We start from the raw sequence: 21,195 nt of genomic DNA on the forward strand, positions 1-21,195 counted from the left end.
CGCCCTCAGACCCCCGTGCGCGCCGCGTGCGCGCGACGTGCGCGCGACGTGCGCGGCCCCCCGGAGGCTGGAACCGTTCCGATGACGAGAGGAGCCGTGACATGACACGCCCCAGCAGTGGCAGGGCAGGCCCGGTGGAGTGGGCCGGGTTGGCCGTGCTGGCCCTGCCCACCGTTCTCCTGGGTCTGGACCTCACCGTCCTGCACCTGGCCTTGCCTTCCCTCGCCGTGGACCTGAGCCCCAGCGGCACCCAGGAGCTGTGGATCGTGGACGCCTACGGCTTCCTGGTCGCCGGGTTCCTCATCTCGATGGGCACCCTCGGGGACCGGATCGGCCGCCGCCGACTCCTGATGATCGGTGGGGTCGCCTTCGTCGCCGCCTCGTTCGCGGCCGCCTACGCGCCCACACCCGAGGTGCTCATCGCCTCCCGCGCCGCGCTGGGCGTGGCCGGGGCCACGCTGATGCCCTCCACGCTCGCGCTGATCAGCAACATGTTCCACGACTCCCGTCAGCGGGCGCTGGCGATCGGCCTGTGGGCCACGTTCTTCGCCGGCGGCATGGCGGCCGGGCCGCTGGTCGGCGGTGTGCTCCTCCAGTACTTCTGGTGGGGTGCGGCTTTCCTGCTGGCGGTCCCGGTGATCGGCCTGATGCTCGTGCTGGCGCCGGTCCTGCTGCCCGAGTACCGCGCCCCGCGCAGTGGCCGCTTCGACCTGCTCAGCGTGCTTCTGTCACTGCTGGCCATCCTGCCGGTCGTCTACGCGGTCAAGGAGTTCGCCAAGGAGGGGCCGAGTCTGCCGGTGCTCACCGCGGCAGCGGCCGGCGCGGTCTTCGCGGTGGTCTTCGTCCGCCGCCAACTCCACCTCCAGAGCCCGCTCCTCGACGTGACCCTCTTCGGGAACCGCGCCTTCAGCGTCTCCCTGGGGATGATGCTCGTCGGCCTGGTGGGCGTCGGCGGAACCATGCTCCTGACCACCCAGTACCTACAGCTCGTCGAGCAGCTCCCTCCCTTGGTGGCCGGCCTGTGGTACGGGCCTCCCGCGCTGATGATGATGCTCTCGTCGATCCTCGCTCCGGTCCTGGCCCGGCGCGTCCGCCCGGGGTACGTGGTGGCGGGGGTGTTGGGGCTCTCCTCCGCGGGCTATGCGCTGTTGGGCCTCGTGGGCCCGTCCGGCGGCCTGTACCTGGTGGTCGGGGCCTTCTCGCTGGTGTACCTGGGGCTCGGCGCGATCGCGGCTCTGGGCACCGACCTGGTGGTCGGTGCGGCTCCCCCCGAGAAGGCCGGGTCCGCGTCGGCCATGTCGGAGACCGTCCAGGAGCTCGGGCTGGCGGCAGGTATCGCCCTGGTGGGCAGCCTGTCCGCCTCCCTCTACAGCAGCAGGATGGACACGGAGGCGCTGGCCGCCCTCCCGGCGCACACGGCGCAGACGGTGGAGAACAGCCTTTCCGGGGCCGCCTCCGTCGCCGAGGAGATCCCCGCGCCGGTGTTCGGGCAGGCGCAGGAGGCGTTCATCGTCGGCCTGAACACGGTGGGCTGGACGGGCGCCGCGGTCGTCCTCGTCCTTGCGGCGGTGACCGCGGTGATGCTCCGGCACGTGGGCGCGGAGGACGCCGCCGGCCCCGGGGACGGCTCGGGGGAGGACCGGTCCGGCCCCGGTGGTGCCGCCTGCGCTGCGGGCCGTACCGCCGCCGACTCCGCACGATGAGGCCGCGGCCCTCGCTCCCGCCACGGCTGGACTGAGGCCGTACCACCGCACGGAGCGCCTGTGACGGAGGGCACCGCGGACGGGGGGACGCCGCCGGGGGTCGCAGGTCATCGAGCCGTCTTCAACCCCGGCCCGCCCTGAAAAGATCTGTTCCTCGGGCGCAAGGAAGCCCCCGCAACCATCGGTTGCGGGGGCTCGTTACGGCAGCAGCGTGTTTCGTGCCGGGTGTGATGGAGGCTCTCAAACCTGGGAAGGATGCCAGACATGCCAGCACCGAGGAAATACCCCGATGAGCTGCGGCAACGCGCTATCCGCATGGCCGTGGACGCTCGCCGGAACCCGGCCAGCCGCAGCGGCGCCATCGCCCGTATCGCCGACCAGTTGGGCATCAACCGCGAGACCCTGCGCAACTGGGTCACCCAGGCCGAGGTGGATGCCGGAGACCGTCCCGGCACCACCACCGACCAGGCCCAACGCCTGCCCACGCAAGGCCGCGGTTGGTACGGTCACCCCATACCGCAGCCGCGACAGGAGCACCACATGCCCCCCGAGTACCCCGAGCTGACGGCCATCGCCGACAGCATCACCCTGCACGGCCAGGACACCACCGGGGACCTCGCCCAACACGCGCTGAACTTCTACGAGCAGCGCTACAGCGACTTTCCACCACAGGTACTCGCGGCCGAAGTCTCCCGTTGCCGAACCCTGCTGATGGGCAGCACCGACACCGACATCCAACGAGTGCTCGGATGGATGTCCGCCCTCTTGGGCAACCTGGCCCACCACACCCAGGACCCCACCGGTGCCCTGATCCACCTGGGTACCGCTGCCCGCGTGGGTGAGCACGTTGGTGATCCCGCCCTGACCACATGGGCCCTGGGCGCCCAGTCCATGGTCGTGATGGCCCAACACCGTCCGGTCGAAGCTCTTGAACTGGCCGAGCAGGCCGCACATCTGGCGAGCACACCGCTACGCTCGGCGCAGATCAACACCTGGTGCCGGCTGCGCCCCCTTGCTGCCCTTGGCTACACCGATGAGCTCTTCGCGCACACCGCCCAGGCGCAGCGTGAGATGGACCGGGCGGAGGATGTTCCCGGCCGGTTCGGGTTCGACCGAGCCGAGTTCGAGCTGCACCTGGCCGAAGCACTCGTCTCACTCAACCCGGTCAAGGCAGTCGATCACGCTCAAACGTCAGCGACCCTCAAACGCTCGGGATCGCCCGGGTGGGCGGCGGCCGTGACCGTGCGTGCGCGGGCCCTGGCCGCGCAGCACCACAGACACGACGCGGCTTCGTTGGGTGAGAGTGTGCTCGACGCTGTTCCTGCCGGGTCGCTACGAGCCACCACACGGCAACGGCTCCACTCTCTCGTGGCCGATCTGGGATCCAACCCGGCTGGCCTCGCCCTGGCAGACCGGGTCTCTTCCCTCAGCTGAGCCACCCCTCAACGAAAATCGCTGGCGACCGCCCCACACGTGCGTCTGGACGGAAGTACGCGCCTACTGAGCGCTGCTGCCCATCGGAGTTCAGTCAGGAGGGTGGCCGAGGAGGGCGAAGATCGCCTCGGCGGCCTGGCGGTCGTTGTAGGGCATCGCGTTCGTGTAGACGTCAGCGGTGAAGGAACAGCTGCTGTGCCCCAGCGTCTCGGAGATGGCGGCGACCCTCGGCCTCAAACTGCCCCGAGGGCTCGTCCTCGCAGTTCGGCGGCCAGGGGCGGGGGCTGTGGGCGGCTGACGTGCGTGCCTGACACGGATCCTGTGCCGGCAAGCCCCTGAACATGAGAAGACCTGGGGCCCTCGCTGTGCGAGGGCCCCAGGTCGGAGCGCGGAGGATCGGGGATTTGAACCCCGGAAGGCGTTGCCACCTAACCGCATTAGCAGTGCGGCGCCATAGACCTGACTAGGCGAATCCTCCTGGCTGGGACAAGACTACAGACACCACGGACCGTTGCGCAAAACGAACGCCCGGGGACCCTCCGGACCACGGGCCCCGGAGGGCAGCGTGACCGCGCGCAACGGCGGTCGGGGCGGTGGCGCCGCCGCGCGACGCGCCCCCGTCCGCCCCGGTCGGGGCAGGGCCCGCCGAGTGTGCGACGGGCCCCGTCCGCGCGGTCACGGGGCCGTGGGGCGGTCGCCCCACGGCCCTCACGGGGATCAGCCGGTGTAGTTCGGATCCCGCTCCACTGCGGGGGCCGGAGGGGCTCCGGCGCCCGGCTCCGGGCTGGGGTTCGGCTCAAGGGAGCCGCTCTCCTCACACGGGATGCCCTCAGCGGAATTGGTCGGGTCGGCGGAGACGCTGTCCTCTGCGGATTCGGTCGGCTCGGGGGCGACACTGTCCGCGGTTTCCTCGGGGGGCGCCGCGACGCAGTCTGCCGGAAGGGGCGGCTCTGCGGGGTCGTCGGCGGCGAAAGCCGGGGAGGCGCCGAACAGGGCGAATGCCGTGACGCCGGCGGCGAGCAGGTAGGTCTTCAGGCGCATGGTGGGTCCTTCGTGTCGGTTGGTGTGCGCGGGGTGCCGCCCCGCGTGGCGGTTCGGGGCCCGGGTCAGCCGGAGATCTCGACCGGTGTGCCGATCGGCAGGCTCTCCGCCATCCACGTGATGTCGTCGTTGGAGACCCTGATGCACCCGTGGCTGACCTGGCTTCCCAGGGCTTCCTCGTCGTTGGTGCCGTGCACGGCGAGCTGGCCGGGGCCGCCCGCGAAGGTCTCCAGCGTCTCGGAGAAGCCGCTCAGCCCGAAGGCGTAGACCCCGTAGTCCCCGTCGGGGTCCGGGGGCCTGAGCAGCTCGGTGAAGTAGTAGCGGCCGGGCGGGGTGGGGGTCTCGCTCTCCCCCGTGCCGATCACCCCGGCGCGTATCTCCTCCTCTCCGTCGTAGACGGTGAACTCGAAGGCTTGCGTGTCGATCTCGACACGGAACCCGGTGGTGGACAGCTCCACCTCGTCGCTCCTGATCCAGCCGGTGGTCCCGTTGGGCCGCACCGGGAGGAGCACCTCCAGCCACTCGCCCTCGTTCTGTTCGACGAGGAGCGCGCGGTCCACCCCGAAGTCGTTCGGGCTTGTGAGGGTCTGCGACACCTCGTCGTCCCCCTTCCCGGCGTGGACGTCGATCGCGTCACCGATGACCGTGGCGATCTCCGTCCCCTCGGTCTCAGCGGCCCCGGTCGTCCCGGCGGCCGGTTCCCCGGACTCCGGGGTGTCCTCGGCCCCGGGGACCGACGAGCAGGCCGTGAGCGCGGCCAGGGCCGCGGTGGCCGCGAGTGACGGCAGGGCTCCGACGGTTCGTCGGGGCGGCGTGGATCGACGCATGGAATCCATCCGGCTTCGTTCGGGAGGCGTCCGGCGGACCGTTTCGTGCCGGACGAGTCCGAACACTGGCGAACGAATGTGAAGAACCCGTGTGCCCGTCGTGTGTCTTCCGTGTGGTGACCTGGAGCAGCCCGAAAACGCCGGTCCGGGCCCGGTGGGGAGGCACGTACGATCGAGCCGCGGCGGGGCCCGGGGCCCGGCCGCCAACCGAGTCGAGCGGAGGTCGCCGTGTGCGCGCATGTGCTGGTCGCCGAGGACGACGTGAACCAGGCCGACCTGATCCGGCGTTACCTGGAGCACGAGGGGCACTTCGTCCGCGTCGTGCACGACGGCCGCGCGGTGGTCGAGGAGCACCACCGCGAACGGCCCGACCTGGTCGTCCTGGACGTGATGATGCCGGTCATGAGCGGTCTTGAGGCGTGCCGGACGCTCCGGGCCGAGTCGGACGTCGCGGTCCTGATGCTCACCGCGCGCTCCACCGAGGAGGACCTGCTGACCGGCCTCGACCTGGGCGCGGACGACTACGTGACCAAGCCGTACAGCCCGCGCGAGCTGATGGCGCGGGTGCGCACGCTGTTGCGCCGGTCGCGGAGGGACTCCGAGGGCCGGGACCGGGTGCTGCGCGCGGGCCCGGTCGCGGTGGACCCGTCACGGCACGCCGTGCGGGTGGACGGCGCCCCGGTGGAGTGCACTCCCGCGGAGTTCCAGCTGCTCGCCGCGCTCGCCGCCCAGCCGGGGCGGGTCCTCACCCGGGCCCAGCTGCTGGAGTACATCCACGGTATGAGCCGGTTCATCACCGAGCGCACGATCGACGTCCACGTGAAGAACCTGAGGAAGAAGCTGGAACCGGACCCGCGCAGGCCGGTGCGGCTGGTCACTGTCTACGGCGTCGGCTACAAACTCGTCGGGACGGGCCATGGCACGTCCCCGGGTTAGGGGCGCCCTACGGCACAGCCTGCTGGCGCGGCTCCTGGCGAGTTCGGTGCTGGTGGCGGTCTGCTCGATCACCGCGACGGCGTGGCTGGCGGTGCAGGGGACGTCGGAGTCGATCAACGTCCAGCAGGGGGAGACCCTCGCTGTGGACACCCGCATCCACGACTCCCTGGTCGCGTACGCGGCCACCCATCCCGAGTGGGGCGGCGTGGGGGCGACGGTGGAGGAGCTGGCGCAGGAGACGGGGCGACGGATCGCGCTGACCACCGAGAGCCACGGCCTGCTGGCGGACTCTGCGGGCGGGGAGCAGCCGCTCCCCCACCGCACGTCCTCGGTGGTCGACCCGCTGGCGGTGGACGTCACGCTGGCCTCCGACCTCTCCGGGCGTATCGACCCGCGCGCGGTCGGCCCGTTCGCGCTGCCCCAGGAGGACCGGGAGCGGCTGCTCGATGTCGCAGAGACCGGAGTGGCCTGCCTGAACGAGGTGTACCTGCTGGCCGTGGAGGTGGAAGTCGGTCCGAGCGGGCGGCCCGCCGTAGTCGGGGACCCCGTGGACGACACGGTGTGGGCCGACTGCGGGCTCGACGCGCTGGACGAGCCGACCGCTGACGAGGAGGAGGCCCTGGCCGAGCTGAACAGCCTGGTCCTGGCCTGTTTGGGCCTCGGTGACGACGAGCTGCCCGAGGCCGAGTTCCGGATGGACGGCGCCACCGGGGCACCCGAGGCCGTCAGGGTGTGGGGGATGCCGGAGGAGGACGGGGCGCGCACGCCGTGGGGACCGGAGGCGGAGTGGCCCGAGGAGTCCGAGGAGGGCACAGGCCTGCCCGGGGTACCGAGCGAGGAGCCCACGGGCAGCGAGGCGGGCAGCGGAGCGGGCTGGAACGGAGGCGGTGATCCGGTTCTGCCGGGTGTCCCCGCCGACCCGGGATCCCCGTCCCCGACCCCGGCCCCACCCCCGGAGACGGCCCCGGACCCCGCGGACCCGCAGCTGTCCGAGCCGCCTGCGCCGCCCACGCTTCCGAGGTTCGACGCACGGATCTCCGCCTGCCTCGACTCCGCGGTCCGCGATCAGCTCGACCCCTACGTGGCCCCGGCCGCGCTGCTGTTCATCGACGACCCGTCGGAGGAGCCGGAGTCCGGTCTGTCGCTGTCCCGGGAGGGTCTCCTGCGCGTCGTCGGTGTGGTGCTGCTGGTGCTGGTGCTGACGGTGGTGGTGAGCGTGGCGGTGTCGACCAGGCTCGTCCGCCCGGTCCGCGCTCTCACCGACGCGGTCCGGCGCATGCGCGCCGGCCGGGGGTCCGCACGGGTCGAGGTGCGCGACTCCGGGGAGATCGGGCAGCTGGCGGCCGCGTTCAACGAGATGTCGGAGCACCTGGCGCGTCTGGAGGACCAGAGGAAGGCGATGGTCAGTGACGTCTCCCACGAGCTCCGGACCCCGTTGAGCAACCTGCGGGGCTGGTTGGAGGCCGCCCAGGACGGGGTCGCGGACCTGGACCGGGAGCGCATGGGGATGCTGGTCGGCGAGACCCTGCTGCTCCAGGACATCATCGACGACCTCCAGGACCTCGCGTTGGCGGACGCGGGGAAGCTTCGGCTGTCTCCGGAGCCGGTGGACGTGGGCGCCCTGGTGGAGCAGGTGGTGGACGGTCAGCGGCTGCGTGCGGAGACGGCGGGTCTGCGGGTGCTCTCGGAGGTCGAGGACGTGGTGGCCGTGGTCGACAGGACGCGGTTGCGCCAGATGGTCGGAAACCTGGTGGGCAACGCGCTGCGACACACCCCCGCGCCGGGAACGGTCGCCGTGCGTGTCCGCCGCGAGGGTGCGGTGGGGGGCGGCGCGCGCGGAGGGACGGGCGACGGTACGGACGGGCCGCCCGGCGGTACCGGCGGCGAGGTCGTCGTGGAGGTGGAGGACACGGGGGTCGGCATCGCCCGGGACGACCTCCCGCACGTGTTCGACCGGTTCTGGCGTGCCGACAAGTCGCGCAACAGGCGGACCGGCGGCAGCGGGTTGGGGCTGGCCATCGTGCGCGGTCTGGTGGAGCTGCACGGGGGCTCGGTGTCGGTGGAGAGCGTGCGGAGCGTGGGAACCGTGTTCACGGTACGGCTGCCGCTCTCGGGGCCGCCGGAACCGCCGGGACCCTCAGTGGCCTGAGGCGGTCCCCGGTCCCGGCGGTCGTGCGGCCGGTGCTGCGGGCCTCCGTACCGTGCCCCGCGCGGTCTACTCCAGTCCGCGGCGGCGCAGCAGGGGGCCCATCTGCGGGTCGCGGCCGAGGAGGCCGCGGAAGGCGCCCATCGCGTCGACGCTGCCTCCCACCGACAGCACACCGGCGCGGAAGCGGTCGCCGTTCTCCCGGGTGGGTCCGCCGTTGGCGGCGAACCACTCCTCGTTGTCCGCGGCCAGGGCCTCGCTCCACACGTACGAGTAGTACCCGGCGCTGTAGTCGTTGGAGAACACGTGCATGAAGTAGGTGCTGCGGTAGCGGGGCCGCACCTGCGCCAGGGAGACCCCCCAGGACTCCAGGGCCCGCTCCTCGAAGGTGGCGGGTTCCACCGCCTCTCCGGCGCCGATGCGGTGCCAGGACCAGTCGAGCAGCGCGGCCGCGAGGTACTCGACGGTCGCGAAGCCCTGGTTGAACCGTGCGGCCGCGGTCATCCGCTCGACGAGCTCGGCGGGCACGGGCTCGCCGGTCTCGTGGTGCCGGGCGTAGTTGGCGAGGATCTCCGGCTGGTACGCCCACATCTCGTTGACCTGCGAGGGGTACTCGACGAAGTCACGGGGGACGTTGGTGCCCGAGAAGCGGGGGAAGCGGACCGCCGAGAACAGGCCGTGCAGGGTGTGGCCGAACTCGTGGAAGGCCGTGCGGACCTCGTCCAGTGTGAGCAGCGTCGGCCCGGACGCGGGCTTGGTGACATTGAGGTTGTTGACCACCACGGGCCGTTCGTCCAGGAGGAACGACTGGTCGACCAGGGTGTGCATCCAGGCGCCGCCGCGCTTGGTGGGGCGGGCGTAGGGGTCGAGCAGGAACAGCCCGAGCGCGGTGCCGTCCTCCTCGAACACCTCCCACACGCGCACGTCGGGGTGGTATCCGTGCAGGTCGGAGCGTTCGGTGAAGGTGATCCCGTACAGGCGGGCGGCGGCGTGGAACACCCCGTCCCGGTAGACCCGGTCCAGCTCGAAGTAGGGCCGCAGGGCACTCTTGTCGAAGTCGTGGCGGGTCTTTTTGACCTTCTCGGCGTAGAAGGACCAGTCCCACGGCTCGATGGGGTGTCCGGCCTGTTCGGCCAGCGCCTCGGCCTCCTTCAGGGCGTTGCGGACGGCGGGGCCGACCAGCTGTCCGAGCCGTTCCTCGACCGCCTCGACGGTCCTGGCCGTCTGGTCGGAGACCTTGTGGGAGGCGTGGTCGGGGTGGCCGAGGAGGCCGGCCCGCTCGACGCGCAGTTCGGCGATCCGCGCGGCGAGGTCGAGGTTGGCCGGGGCGCGTTCCACGCTCAGGGTGTAGAGCCGCTCGCGCGTGCCGCGGTCGGTGAGCTGGGCGAGAGCGGGCTGCATGGTGAAGTTGAGCAGCGGGAGGACGTACTCCCCGTCCTTCTCGATCGCTCTGATCTGGGCTTCGTCGAGTCCGTCGAGCCGGGCGGGATCGCGGACGACGAGTGCGGAGTCGGAGGAGGCGCTGAGCACGTTCTGCGCGAAGTCCGTCGCGAGTCCGGCGAGCTCCTCGTTGAGCTGTCGCAGCCTGGCCTGTTCGTCGCCGGTGAGGTCGGCGCCCGCGTTGGCGAAGTCGGTCCGGTACCGCTCCAGGAGGCGGGCCTCCTCGGGGTCGGAGGCGGTGACCTGCTTGATCCTCTCCCACAGGGCGCGGTGGAGCGAGATCGCGTCCCGGTGGTTCGCCGCTCTGGGCGCGATCTCCTTCTCGATCTCCCTGATGCCGTCGGTGGCGTCGGAGCCGGCCAGGGTGCGGAACACGGTCTCGACGCGGTGGAGGGTCCGGCCGGACCGCTCCAGGGCGACGAGTGTGTTGTCGAAGGTCGCGGGCTCGGGGTTGTTCGCGATCGCCTCGATCTCGGCGAGGTGTTCCGCCATTCCCCGTGTGAACGCGGGAAGGAAGTGCTCCTCCCGGATGCCGGCGAAGTCGGGCAGCTGGTGGGGGAGACCGCTGGGAGCGAAGAACGGGTTGTCGGTCAAGGTTCGGGCTCCTCGTGTTCGTGCGCGTAGGCCCGGAGATCCGTGTGCCGGGAATGCCGGTGCTGTTCTATCGTGACCGGCCTGCCCTGTCACGCCGTGTTTGCACCTCGTTGGGGGAAGCCCCGCGCAGGTCCGGGGCCGGCGGGGCCCAGGGCACCGCCTCCCGGTCGGGACGTCCGGCGAAGGACGGATGGCGACCGATTCGTCCGGTCTCCCCTACGCTTCGGACAGGCGCGGGTCCGGCCCGGCTGCGCCTCCCCCGCCCACGGGCCCAGGGGAGGACCCTGTGCAGCATCCCCCATCGCCCCCGCCGGACGTGGTTCCCCCGCGTGGCGCGGGGAGCTACGTCCGGGTGTACGAGCGACGGCTCGTCACCGTGTACGCCCTCCTGGGTACGGCCTCCACGCTCCTGGCGGGGAACTTCGCGGCGATGGTCGTCGCCGCCGAGCCGAGGGGGCCCTTCGGGCTTCTCAGCGGCATGGCATGGGCGCGGTCCGCCCCTGTGTGGGCCGACACGGTCGCCGTCCTCACCCTGGTAGCCGTTCCGCCGCTCATGGGCTCGGTCCTGGCGTACATGGTGAACTGGTGGCCGCAACCGCATCAGCTTCCCCCGTGGACGACGCCGGAACACCTGCGCGCCGCTCGGGTCCTCCACCGCCGCGGGCTGCTCGGCGACGACGTCCGCACCAACCAGGTCGCCCGGGCCCTGTCGGAGGCGTCTCCCGGAAACCCGTCCCTCCCGCCCCACCCGCTCCGGAACATGCTCCCCGTGTCGATCGCCTGCCTCGTCCTGATGGTCGCCTGCGGTCTCTACGTCACCGCCCGGGCCCTCCGGGAGGGCGACCTCAACGGTCTCGCGTCCGGAGTGAACACCTTCCTCCTCTTCGTCGGCTCCGCGTCCTTGGTGCCTCTCTCCCGCGCAAGGAATGCGAGGGCGCACCGGTTCCTCGCTCTGTACGACGCGGCCCGCCAAGGACCGCCCCGCCAGGGGGGACCCTGGTGACCCCGGTGGCCGGACCCGGTCCGGCCACCGGGCCTGCGCGGAGTACCGTGCCCCCGGCTCCGGTTATCTGGCCATGTTCCGGTAGCGCCGGACGCAGAGCGGGAAGAAGACCGCGACGATGACCAGCGGCCACACCACCGCCATCGGCAGGGCGTTCTGCGCGACCCAGGTCTCGCCTCCCCACCCCGGGTTGCCGAACAGCTCACGGGTGGCGGTGACGGTGGACGACAGCGGGTTCCAGTCCGCGAGGGCGCCCAGCCACAGCGGCATGGTCGCGGTGGCCACGAACGCGTTGGACAGGAACCCCAGCGGGAACTCCAGGGTGTGCACGGCCGTGACCGCCCCCTCGCCCCGGGCGAGCAGTCCGACGTAGATGCCGGGCCACACCAGGGAGAAACGCAGCAGCAGGAGCAGTCCGATGCCGGCGGCGGCCTCTCCCCCGGTACCGTTCCACTGCCACCCCGCCAGCAGGCCGCAACCGACGAGGACCGCCAGCGTGATCGTCGACCTGACCATGTCCGCGGCGCACCGGCCCACCACGACGGCCGAGGGCGCCATAGGCATGGACCGGAAGCGGTCGGTGACGCCGCGCGCGACGTCGTTGGACACGGCCGTCACCGTCTCGCCCACGCCGAAGACCATGGTCATGGCGAACATGCCGGGCATCAGGAACTCGCGGTAGTCCCCGTCTCCGGGCACGGTCATCGCCCCTCCGAAGAGGAACCCGAACATCAGCAGCATCATCACGGGGAACAGCAGTCCCGCGACGAGCTGTCCGGGGCGGCGCAGCCAGTGGGCGACGTCACGGCGGGTGATGGTCCACCCGTCGGCGACCGCCCAGCGGAGGCGGTCGGCGACGCCGCCCTCCTCGGGGGCGCCGCCCACGGCGGTCGCGTCGGCCGGGGTGGCGATGGCGTTCATCGGACGGGTACCTCCTCGTTCTCCGTGAGGTGCAGGAAGACCTCGTCCAGGCTGGGGCGGCGCAGGGCGATGTCCTCCACCTCGATCCCGTGGTCCTCCAGGGCCCGCGCCACCTCGGTGAGCGCGGCGACCCGGTTCTTCACGCGGACACTGATCCGGCGGTTCTCCGCGTCCGTCTCCGGCTGCGCACCGACGATCCGCCGGATGAGGCCGACGGCCCTGTCGAGCGCGGCCGGATCGTGGACCACCAGGTCGACACGGTCGCCGCCCAGGCGGGACTTGAGCTCGTCAGGGGTGCCCTCGGCGACGACCCTGCCGGAGGAGACAACCGAGACACGGTCGGCGAGGCGGTCCGCCTCCTCCAGGTACTGGGTGGTGAGCAGGACGGTCGTACCGCCCGCGACCAGCTCCCGGACCGCGCCCCACACCTCGTTGCGGCTGCGCGGGTCGAGTCCGGTGGTGGGCTCGTCCAGGAACAGCACGGGCGGTGCCAGAACCATGCTCGCGGCCAGGTCGAGGCGGCGCCGCATGCCGCCGGAGTAGGCGCTGACCGGCTTCCTCCCGGTGTCGGCGAGGCGGAACCGCTCCAGCAGCTCGCCCGCCCGTGCGGCGGCCCGCCGGGCGCCCAGGTGGTAGAGGCGCCCGAACATCTCCAGGTTCTGGCGCCCGCTCAGCACCTCGTCGACGGCGGCGTTCTGTCCCACCAGGCCGATCCGCCGACGTACCCGGCTCCCGTGGGCGGCCACGTCGTGGCCGGCAACGCGGGCGGTGCCCTCGTCGGCGTGCAGCAGGGTGGTGAGCACGCGCACGGCGGTGGTCTTGCCGGCCCCGTTGGGTCCGAGGAGTCCGCACACGCTGCCGGCGGGTACCTCAAGGTCGAACCCCCTGAGCGCCCAGCTCCTCCCGTACCTCTTCCCCAGACCGCGCGCGGTGACAGCGCTCTCGGTCGTCTCCACGGTGTTCCCCTCTCCCTCAGCCGCTCCCGGCTTCCGTACGCCGTACTGTACGGTCTACGTTCTGAGGAACACAAGGACTCCGCAGATAATTCCGTACGGCATAAAGCATTACTCCTCGCACCCCGGACCCGACCTCTGGAGCGGCTCGGTGCCCCAGCACCGCCGACCCGACCCACCGGCACGGGCGGGCACCCTCCGAAGCACCACAGCCGGTGGCCCGGAGGGTGCGCGCGGCCGCCGACCGCGGTTGTCCACAGGGCCGATCGCCATCTACCGCTTCCTTCCGGCTCCTGATTCCATGGGGTGAAAGTGGACGACAGGACGGAGAAGCCGGTGCCGGAGACCAGGACCCCGCCCACCGTGACGCTCCGGCGCGGGACCGCCCCACACCCCCGGCTCCCCGGTCCCGGTACCCCCGACCGGCGCGGCCCCTGGCACTACCTGTGGTGGCTCGTCGCCGCGCAGCCCCTCCGAGTCCTGACCGGCTCCTTCTGGGGCACCGTCTGGATGGTCGGCCTGATGGTGCCGCCCTACCTGCTGGCCCGCGCCGTGGACGACGGGCTGCGCGCCGGGGACCGGTCGGCCCTGCTGCTCTGGGCGTCCGCGTTCGCGGCGGTGGGCCTGGCCAACGCGCTCGTCTCGATCATGCGCCACCGCACGATGACCCTCGTACGGCTGGACGCGACGCTGCGCACCATCCGTGTGGTGGCCCGGCACGCGGCGCGTCTGGGCTCCGCCCTGCCCCTCCGGATCTCCTCCGGCGAACTGTCCGCCCTGCAGGTGCTGGACGTGGGCCGGATCGCGCAGATCCTCACCCTGACCGGCCCCGGTGTCGGTGCGGTGGTCGCCTACGCGGGTGTCACCGCCCTCCTGTTCACCATCTCCCTCCCGCTCGCCGTGGTCGTGGTGGTCGGCGTCCCCCTTCTGGCCGTGACCGTGGGCCCGCTGCTGCGTGGCGTACACGGGAGGCAGAGCGAGTACCGGGAGCGGGAGGGCCGTCTCACCGAGCTGGCCGGCGACATCGTGGCCGGCCTGCGCGTGCTCGGCGGTATCGGTGGCCGGGACCGCTTCGCGGCCCGGTACCGGGAGCGCTCGTCGGCGCTCCTCCGCCAGGGGTACAGGCTCGGGTCCACCACGAGCTGGTTCGACGCGGTGAGCTCCTGCCTACCGGTGGTGTTCCTGGCCGCGGTCACCTGGATCGCCGCCCGGCTGGCGCTGTCCGGGGAGATCACCGTCGGCGAGATGGTCGCCGTGTACGGGTACGTGGCCGTGCTGGTCATCCCGGTGTTCTCCCTGATCGAGGCAGCCGGCGACCTCACCCGCGGACACGTGTCGCTGAAGCGGGTGGTGCGGTTGCTCGGGTTCTCCCCGCCGTCCTCCGAGGTCGGCGCGGCTCCCCCGGCCGGACCGTCCGAACTCGTCGACCCCCGGACCGGGACACGGGTGCGCCCCGGGGAGACGATCGCGCTGGTCTCCGTCGAGGCCGGGGACGCCGCCGACGTGGTGGAGCGCCTGGGCCGGTACACCGACTCCGAGGCCACCTGGGGAGGGGTGCCCTTGCGCGACATGGATCCCGCGGCCGTCCGGGACCGTGTGCTGGTCGGGGACAACGAGGCGTACCTGTTCGCCGGTCCGCTGCGCGAGGTGGTCTCGGTGCACGGAGACCGGACCGACGCGGAGGTCATGGCGGCCCTGCGGACGGCCGGGGCACTGGACGTCGTCTCCACCGTGCCCGGCGGGCTGGACTCGGCAGTGGAGGCCCAGGCCCGCAACCTGTCCGGCGGACAGCGCCAGCGGGTGCGGCTGGCGCGCGCGGTACTCGCCGACCCGGAGGTCCTTCTCCTGGTCGAGCCGACCTCCGCGGTGGACGCCCACACCGAGGCGACCGTCGCGGACCGGCTCCGCGAGGCGCGACGCGGGCGGACCACGGTGGTCGTGAGCACCTCTCCACTACTGCTCGCCCGCATGGACCGGGTCGTCCTTCTCTCCCGGGGCCGGGTGGCTGCGGAGGGCACCCACGGCGCACTGCTCGACACCAGACCGGACTACCGGGCGCTGGTCTTGCGGGGCTCGGAGGAGGCCGGAGGGGACGGATCGTGAGGCACGGTCCCGGGCGAGCGGGGCCCCGAGCCCGGAAAGCCCGCGACCCCGGCCTCCGACAAGGTGGACGACGGTGGCGGGGCCAGGTGGCGGGGCGGCCGAAGCGGAGGCTGGACATGAGGACCGGAACCGAAACGAGTGGACACGGGGCGCGGCTACCGGTGGCCGACGCCGCCACCGTACGGCGGGACTTCTGGGGGTTCCTGCACGCGGAACGCCAACCGCTCGTCCTGCTCATGGCGGTCACCTGCCTGGCGAGCGCCGTCGGTCTGGTCGGCCCCTACCTGCTGGGGCGAATCGTCAACCTGCTGGAGGCGGGGGAGGCCACCGTCGATGCGGTCGACGGACTGGCCCTCGCCGTCCTGGTATGCGCGATCGCGCAGCTGGTACTGACCCGGTACGTGCGCCTGTGTGCCTTCCGTTTCGGGGAGCGCTCCCTGAGCCGGGTGCGGGAGGAGTTCGTCGACCGGGTCCTCGCCCTGCCGGTCCGGTTGGTGGAGCGCTCCGGGACCGGTGACCTGACCGCGCGGGCCTCCGGAGATGTCGGAGTCGTCGGAACGACCCTGCGCAACGCCGTCCCGGACGTGTTCCCCGCCCTGGTGCAGATCCTCTTCCTCCTCGCGGCGGTGTTCTGGCTCAGCCCGCCGATGGGGGTTGTCGTCCTGGTGGGCGTGCCCCCGGTCTGGCTGGCATCACGCTGGTACCTGCGCCGTTCGCGACCCGCCTACCTGGCGGAGGGGGCCGCCGTCTCCACCGCGTTGGAGGGGGTGACGGCCACAGCGGAGGGGGGCCGCACCGTGGAGGCCCTGAACCTGCGGGACGCCCGGGTGGCGGGGACCGACCGGGACGCGGAGGAGCTCTACCTCACCCGGCGGCGTACCCTGCGCCTGCGCTCGGTGCTGTACCCGGTCGCCGACATCGCGTTCCTGCTGCCCGCCTCCGTGGTCCTGGTGGCGGGCGGGCTGCTCCACCTGGAGGGCGCGGTGAGCCTCGGGCTGGTGGTGACCTGCTGCCTGTACATGCGGCAGGTGGAGGAACCCGCCGCCCGGATCATGTTCTGGGTGGAGGAGCTGCAACGGGGCGGTGCGTCGTTCGCCCGGCTCCGCGGGATCGGCGGCGCCGTGGCTGAACCGGTGTCCGCGCCCCGGATTCCGGCGGACGACCGGATCGAGGTGCGGGAGGCCCGCTACGCGTACGTGGACGGCCAGGACGTGCTGTGCGGGATCGACCTGTCCGTGCGTCCGGGTGAGCGGCTGGCGCTGGTCGGCCCGTCGGGCGCGGGCAAGACCACGCTGGGCCGCCTGCTGGCCGGGATGGACGCGCCGCGTTCGGGCGGGGTGCTGGTGGGCGGGGTTCCCGTCGCCGAACTCGGGCCGGAGGAGCTTCGCAGACGGATCGTCCTGGTCACCCAGGAGCACCACGTGTTCGTCGGGACGCTGCGCGACAACCTCGCCATCGCGGCGGAGGAAGCCGAGGACACCGTCCTGCTCCGCGCGCTCTCGGCGGTGGACGCGGACTGGGTGCGGGACCTACCGGAGGGGCTGGACACCCCGCTGGGGGCGGACGGCACGGTACTGGACGCGGCCCGGGTGCAGCAGGTGGCTCTGGCCCGGGTGGTGTTGGCCGATCCCCACACGGTGGTCCTGGACGAGGCGACCTCGCTTTTGGACCCGGCCTCGGCACGGCACACCGAGCGCTCGCTGGCCGCGGTGCTGGAGGGCCGCACGGTGATCGCGATCGCGCACAGGCTGCACACGGCCCACGACGCCGACCGGGTGGCGGTGGTGGAGGGTGGGAGGATCACCGAACTGGGGACGCACGACGACCTCGTCGGCACGGGCGGACCGTACTCGGCGCTGTGGAGGTCGTGGCACGGCGGCACCACGTGACCTCTCCGTCGCGTCGTGGCGCCGGGCCGACACCACCGCCTACCGCCCGGCGCGGCCGGTGGGTCAGCGGGCGTGGGGGTAGGGGGCGACGGGATACCGGGCCTGGTGTGCCAGCCGGGCGTCCGCGCCATCGGCCAGAGCCTGGAGCGCGTCGTCCAGCGACGCGAAGACCTCCCAGTCGGGCAGCCCGGCCTCGGCCGCGATCCGCCGGGTCAGGAGGAGTTCCAGACCCTCGACACGAGCGCCCTTCCAGACCTTGTCGGAGAGGCTGACCAGCAGGTCCTCCATGGTTCTCCCCTCGGCTGACCAGTCGCCGTGGGTGGCACAGAACCGGGCCAGACGCGCGGGGACGCCCCGGGAGAGCAGCAGCAGCTCCCCCGCCTCCTCGTGCCGGCGGCCCGGCCCGGTCAGCTCCTCGGGGTGCTCGGTCTTGCCGATGTCGTGCACGGCGGCGCCGAAGCGAACCGCCTCGGCGTCCACCGGCAGGCGGGGATGGTGGTCGGACAGCCAGGAGAGCAGGGCCACCGCCACCCCGTGGACCAGTTCACCGTGCGCGCGCAGGCGGGGCGGCGCCCCCGTGGCGGCCAGGAGCCGGGACGCCTCGTCCGGAACCGGGATCGGGGTCGTGTGCATCGGTCCGGCTCTCCGTCTCCCGCGCGGTCCGCGCGCACATCAGAAGGGGGCAGCCGCGTGCCACCCCGCGCCCCCGGGGACCGGTCCTGCCGCTGAGCCCTCGGCCGCTCCCGGGGACGCGGACGCGAAGGGGGAGGGCGAAGCACGCCGGTGTTCGCACCCGCTCCGTTTTCGGCGCAGGAGGGCGTCGGCGTGCCGAGCGTACCCGGCGGCTCGCGCCGCCGCAGGGGTGCTGCCCGCAACGGTTCAGCCCGGCGCAAGGCGTCGCCGCCTCCCGCGAACCGTCGGCACTCTCGGGAACAATGCGGGGACCGCCACCCACAACCGAGGAGCCCACATGCCCGACCAGGACCAGCGCTGCGCCTGGGCCAGGAACGCGTCGGAACTGATGACGGCCTACCACGACGAGGAGTGGGGCAGGCCGTCCCGGGACGACGCGTACCTGTTCGAGATGCTCGTACTGGAGGGCGCACAGGCAGGGCTCTCCTGGGCCACCGTGCTCAACAAGCGGGAGAACTACCGTCGCGCCCTGGGCGGCTTCGACCGCGCCCGGATCGCGGAGTACGGCCAAGGCGACACCGACCGGCTCCTCGCGGACGCCGGCATCGTCCGCAACCGGCTCAAGGTGGCTTCGGTGGTGCGCAACGCCCGCTCCTTCGAGCGGGTGCGCGAGGAGTACGGCACCTTCGCCGACTACCTGTGGGGGTGGGTGGACGGCGAGACCGTGGTCAACCGCTTCACTGAGCCGTCACAGGTTCCGGCGAGCACCCCGCTGTCCGACCGGATCGGCAAGGACCTCAAGAAGCGCGGCTTCAACTTCGTCGGCACCACGATCGTGTACTCCTACCTCCAGGCCGTCGGGGTGGTCGACGACCACCTGGTCGGGTGCCCCGCCAAGCCCGCCTGATCCGCCCCTCCGCGAGGTCCGTCGCGGCCCTTCCACGCCCGTTTCCGTGTGCACGGGGCGGACCTCGCCTCCATGGCGGTCACAGCCCCTCACCGGGGACGGCCGTGCGGGCAGGCACCGGCCCCCCGTGACCACCCTGCCGTACACTGACCGGGCACCGGACCGGAAGAGCAGGGCCGTCAATGTCCACCCAGCACACCACGAGCGGCGACCCCGCGCGCAGCCTCGCCCTGCTGTGGCGCACCCAGGAACCCACCAGCAGGCGCAACAAGCCAAACCTCAGCGTGGACCGGATCGTGTCCGTGGCCTCCGAACTCGCCGACGCCGACGGTCTCGCCGCACTCTCCATGCGCAAGGTCGCCGAACGCCTGGGCGTCGGCACGATGTCGCTGTACACCTACGTCCCGGGCCGGGGCGAGCTGGTCGACCTGATGCTCGACGCCGCCTACGCGGGCCTGCACCCGGGTGGCGAGCGGCACGACGACTGGCGGGACCGGCTGCACGCGATCGCGCACGCGAACTGGCGGCTGTTCCTGCGCCACCCGTGGATGCTCCAGGCCTCCCGCGGACGCCTGCTGGGACCCCACCTCGTCGCCAAGTACGAGTACGAACTGGCCGCCGTCGACGGCCTCGGTCTGACCGACGACGAGATGGACTCCACGGTCAGCCTGGTCAACAGCTACGCGGAGGGCGCCGCCGGCCAGGCGGTGGCGGTCAGCGAGACCGAGCGGGCGTCGGGCATGACCGACGGCCAGTGGTGGCGGACGCACGGCCCGGTCCTCGCTTCCCTGGTGAGGGACAGCGACTACCCGATCGCCTCCCGTGTCGGGAGCTCCGTCGGGCGTGAGCACCAAGCCGTCTACCCCGCCGGGCACGCCTTCGCGTTCGGGCTGGAGCGCATCCTCGACGGAGTCCAGGTCCTCGTGGACTCCCGGGCCCCCTCGACGCGGGACACGTAGCCCTCACGGCACATGATGCGCGGTCCCCGTCGGTTAGCCCGCAGGTGCTCCCACCGGCGGAGCCCTGCCGCCACCTGCCCGATCCGCCCGGTGTGCGACGGCCGGCCGCGACCCGCCGGGGGGACAGGCCCAATTTTCCCGTCCGCAGGCCCCCGGATCGATACGGTGAGGTCCGGAGCCACGCGGAGCGAACCCGGGGAGCGGCATGGAGGACATCGGCCTTGCGTTGATCGGGGACCTGTACCGCAGGTACCGCGAACCCCTGGCGAAGGTGCGCGACGCACAGCGCGAGTTCCTCCATGACACGCGGGGCCGCATGACCCCGCAGCTCGACGACCTGGAAGCGGAGATCACCTACCTGCTCCTGCGCGAGACCCGGCCGGACACGGTCATGGAGCTGGGCACGTTCCACGGCTGGTCCACGACGTGGATCCTGTCGGCGCTGCGCGACAACAGGGCGGGGACCCTGCACTCCTTCGACATCGTGGACAACGTGGTGGAGAACGTGCCGACCGACCTGTCGCTGGGCCGCTGGGAGTTCCACGGGGGCGATGTCCGGGAGAACCTGGCGCGGGTCCCGGAGGGGATCGGCTACCTGTTCGTGGACGCCGCCCACAACGGCCGGTTCGCGCGGTGGTACCTGTCGGAGCTGTTCCCCCGGGTCGCCCCCGGCACCCCGGTCAGCGTCCACGACGTCTTCCACGGGAAGCGGGCCCTGCCGCTGACCGAGGGCGCGGTCGTGTTGGCGTGGCTGCGGAGGACGGGCACGGACTTCTTCACACCCTCCCGGAGGAGGGCACCCGCCCCGTACACCGCGCTCCTGGAGCTCAGGGAGGACCTGGGTCTGGGAGAGCCGGTGCGCGCCGGCACGGACAACCCGATGATCTACTTCCGGATGCCCGTGCACCCGCCCGCCGCCTGAACAGCGCTCCGCCGACGGTCAGGGCCGGCCCCGCCCCCACTCGGGCGCGCGCCCGAGGGAGCGCAGGCGTACCGGAGCGGGGCGGGGCCGGGAAGAGCACTCCCTAGAGCGCCGCGGCCTCCTTGGCCAGCCGGGTGACGCCGTCCCAGTCGCCCGCCGTCACCAGGCCGGCCGGTGTCAGCCAGCTGCCGCCCACGCAGCCCACGTTGGGCAGGGCCAGGTAGTCGGGGGCCGATCCGACGGTGATCCCGCCGGTCGGGCAGAAACGTACCTGGGGCAGGGGGCCCGACAGCGACTTCAGGAACGCCGCGCCGCCCGACGCCTCCGCGGGGAAGAACTTCATCGCCGACAGGCCGCGCTCCAGGAGGTCCATCGCCTCGGAGACGGTGGCCACGCCCGGCAGGAAGGGCAGGCCGGTGTCGGCCATGGCGGAGGCGAGAGCGGCCGTGCACCCGGGGCTCACCAGGAACCGTGCACCCGCGTCGGCCGCCGCACGCGCCTGCTGGGGGGTGACCACTGTTCCGGCGCCGACCACGGCCTCGGGCACCTCGGCCGCGATGCGCTCGATGGCCTCCAGCGCGGCCGGGGTCCGCAGCGTCACCTCGATGCCGGGCAGACCGCCCGCGACCAGTGCGCGTGCCAGCGGCACGGCGGTCTCCGCGTCGGAGACCACCACCACCGGCATCACCGGGGCGAGGTCGAAGATGTCCGCGCCCGAACGGGGGCTCGTCGTCATGTGTGTCTCCGTCTGTCTGGTGTCCGTGGGTCGGTGCGGGCGCGCCGT

General features: G+C 72.4%; 18 protein-coding genes and 1 tRNA gene. 10 read left to right on the forward strand and 9 right to left on the reverse strand.

Annotated features, from left to right (window positions below):
• The first annotated feature begins 101 nt into the window (after positions 1 to 101).
• Both ACFWTE_RS18980 and ACFWTE_RS18985 read left to right on the forward strand, forming a co-directional pair.
• Positions 102 to 1,703 (forward strand): MFS transporter, encoded by a 1,602-nt coding sequence (locus tag ACFWTE_RS18980; protein ID WP_378780861.1) that lies wholly within the window; start codon positions 102 to 104, stop codon positions 1,701 to 1,703.
• Positions 1,704 to 1,967: 264 nt separating this feature from the next.
• A complete protein-coding gene (locus ACFWTE_RS18985; protein ID WP_378780863.1) occupies positions 1,968 to 3,137 on the forward strand; it encodes a transposase in 1,170 nt (389 codons plus the stop codon).
• A 90-nt stretch (positions 3,138 to 3,227) separates the two neighbouring features.
• Here ACFWTE_RS18985 and ACFWTE_RS18990 read toward each other — a convergent pair whose 3' ends face one another.
• From ACFWTE_RS18990 to ACFWTE_RS19005, 4 genes are all read right to left on the reverse strand, one after another.
• Positions 3,228 to 3,374 (reverse strand): hypothetical protein, encoded by a 147-nt coding sequence (locus ACFWTE_RS18990; RefSeq protein WP_378780864.1) that lies wholly within the window; start codon positions 3,372 to 3,374, stop codon positions 3,228 to 3,230.
• 152 nt (positions 3,375 to 3,526) lie between these two features.
• Positions 3,527 to 3,615, reverse strand: a tRNA-Ser gene (locus ACFWTE_RS18995).
• A gap of 239 nt (positions 3,616 to 3,854) precedes the next feature.
• Positions 3,855 to 4,178: a hypothetical protein gene (locus ACFWTE_RS19000; protein ID WP_378780865.1), complete on the reverse strand. Its 324-nt coding sequence runs from the start codon at positions 4,176 to 4,178 to the stop codon at positions 3,855 to 3,857.
• Positions 4,179 to 4,243: 65 nt separating this feature from the next.
• A complete protein-coding gene (locus ACFWTE_RS19005; protein WP_378780866.1) occupies positions 4,244 to 5,014 on the reverse strand; it encodes a L,D-transpeptidase in 771 nt (256 codons plus the stop codon).
• A 219-nt stretch (positions 5,015 to 5,233) separates the two neighbouring features.
• On the opposite strand from ACFWTE_RS19005, the gene ACFWTE_RS19010 reads away from it, so the two are divergent.
• Positions 5,234 to 5,941, forward strand: a complete 708-nt coding sequence (locus tag ACFWTE_RS19010) for a response regulator transcription factor (RefSeq protein WP_378780867.1) — start codon at positions 5,234 to 5,236, stop codon at positions 5,939 to 5,941.
• Positions 5,922 to 8,090 carry a sensor histidine kinase gene (locus tag ACFWTE_RS19015; protein WP_378780868.1) on the forward strand — a complete coding sequence of 723 codons (2,169 nt, stop codon included), beginning with the start codon at positions 5,922 to 5,924 and terminating at the stop codon, positions 8,088 to 8,090. The genes ACFWTE_RS19010 and ACFWTE_RS19015 overlap by 20 nt, the downstream gene beginning before the upstream one ends.
• A 66-nt stretch (positions 8,091 to 8,156) precedes the next feature.
• On the opposite strand, the gene ACFWTE_RS19020 is transcribed toward ACFWTE_RS19015, so the two are convergent.
• Positions 8,157 to 10,121, reverse strand: a complete 1,965-nt coding sequence (locus tag ACFWTE_RS19020; protein WP_378780869.1) for a M3 family metallopeptidase — start codon at positions 10,119 to 10,121, stop codon at positions 8,157 to 8,159.
• A 352-nt stretch (positions 10,122 to 10,473) separates the two neighbouring features.
• Here ACFWTE_RS19020 and ACFWTE_RS19025 point away from each other — a divergent pair, with 352 nt between their 5' ends.
• A complete protein-coding gene (locus ACFWTE_RS19025) occupies positions 10,474 to 11,124 on the forward strand; it encodes a hypothetical protein (protein ID WP_378780870.1) in 651 nt (216 codons plus the stop codon).
• A 63-nt stretch (positions 11,125 to 11,187) separates the two neighbouring features.
• Here ACFWTE_RS19025 and ACFWTE_RS19030 read toward each other — a convergent pair whose 3' ends face one another.
• Together ACFWTE_RS19030 and ACFWTE_RS19035 are read right to left on the reverse strand one after the other, a co-directional pair.
• Complete coding sequence (locus tag ACFWTE_RS19030; RefSeq protein WP_378780871.1) at positions 11,188 to 12,045, reverse strand: ABC transporter permease; 858 nt, start codon at positions 12,043 to 12,045, stop codon at positions 11,188 to 11,190.
• Positions 12,042 to 13,001: an ATP-binding cassette domain-containing protein gene (locus ACFWTE_RS19035; protein ID WP_378780873.1), complete on the reverse strand. Its 960-nt coding sequence runs from the start codon at positions 12,999 to 13,001 to the stop codon at positions 12,042 to 12,044. The genes ACFWTE_RS19030 and ACFWTE_RS19035 overlap by 4 nt, the downstream gene beginning before the upstream one ends.
• 333 nt (positions 13,002 to 13,334) lie before the next feature.
• On the opposite strand from ACFWTE_RS19035, the gene ACFWTE_RS19040 reads away from it, so the two are divergent.
• Both ACFWTE_RS19040 and ACFWTE_RS19045 read left to right on the forward strand, forming a co-directional pair.
• Positions 13,335 to 15,101 (forward strand): ABC transporter ATP-binding protein, encoded by a 1,767-nt coding sequence (locus ACFWTE_RS19040; protein WP_378780874.1) that lies wholly within the window; start codon positions 13,335 to 13,337, stop codon positions 15,099 to 15,101.
• A gap of 116 nt (positions 15,102 to 15,217) precedes the next feature.
• A complete protein-coding gene (locus ACFWTE_RS19045; RefSeq protein WP_378780875.1) occupies positions 15,218 to 16,990 on the forward strand; it encodes an ABC transporter ATP-binding protein in 1,773 nt (590 codons plus the stop codon).
• Positions 16,991 to 17,053: 63 nt separating this feature from the next.
• On the opposite strand, the gene ACFWTE_RS19050 is transcribed toward ACFWTE_RS19045, so the two are convergent.
• The gene (locus ACFWTE_RS19050; RefSeq protein WP_378780877.1) at positions 17,054 to 17,623 is read right to left on the reverse strand and encodes an HD domain-containing protein; all 570 of its coding nucleotides are present in this window, start codon (positions 17,621 to 17,623) and stop codon (positions 17,054 to 17,056) included.
• 337 nt (positions 17,624 to 17,960) lie between these two features.
• Between ACFWTE_RS19050 and ACFWTE_RS19055 the strand changes: the two genes are divergently transcribed.
• From ACFWTE_RS19055 to ACFWTE_RS19065, 3 genes are all read left to right on the forward strand, one after another.
• Positions 17,961 to 18,530, forward strand: coding sequence for a DNA-3-methyladenine glycosylase I (locus ACFWTE_RS19055; RefSeq protein ID WP_378780878.1), 570 nt, complete (start codon positions 17,961 to 17,963; stop codon positions 18,528 to 18,530).
• 182 nt (positions 18,531 to 18,712) lie between these two features.
• Positions 18,713 to 19,489 carry a TetR/AcrR family transcriptional regulator gene (locus tag ACFWTE_RS19060; protein WP_378780879.1) on the forward strand — a complete coding sequence of 259 codons (777 nt, stop codon included), beginning with the start codon at positions 18,713 to 18,715 and terminating at the stop codon, positions 19,487 to 19,489.
• A 205-nt stretch (positions 19,490 to 19,694) separates the two neighbouring features.
• Positions 19,695 to 20,411, forward strand: coding sequence for a class I SAM-dependent methyltransferase (locus tag ACFWTE_RS19065; protein ID WP_378780880.1), 717 nt, complete (start codon positions 19,695 to 19,697; stop codon positions 20,409 to 20,411).
• 103 nt (positions 20,412 to 20,514) lie between these two features.
• On the opposite strand, the gene eda is transcribed toward ACFWTE_RS19065, so the two are convergent.
• Positions 20,515 to 21,147 (reverse strand): bifunctional 4-hydroxy-2-oxoglutarate aldolase/2-dehydro-3-deoxy-phosphogluconate aldolase, encoded by a 633-nt coding sequence (gene eda, locus ACFWTE_RS19070; protein ID WP_378780881.1) that lies wholly within the window; start codon positions 21,145 to 21,147, stop codon positions 20,515 to 20,517.
• Between the last annotated feature and the right edge of the window lie 48 nt (positions 21,148 to 21,195).

This window comes from Nocardiopsis sp. NPDC058631 (assembly GCF_042716955.1).
Taxonomy (GTDB): domain Bacteria; phylum Actinomycetota; class Actinomycetes; order Streptosporangiales; family Streptosporangiaceae; genus Nocardiopsis.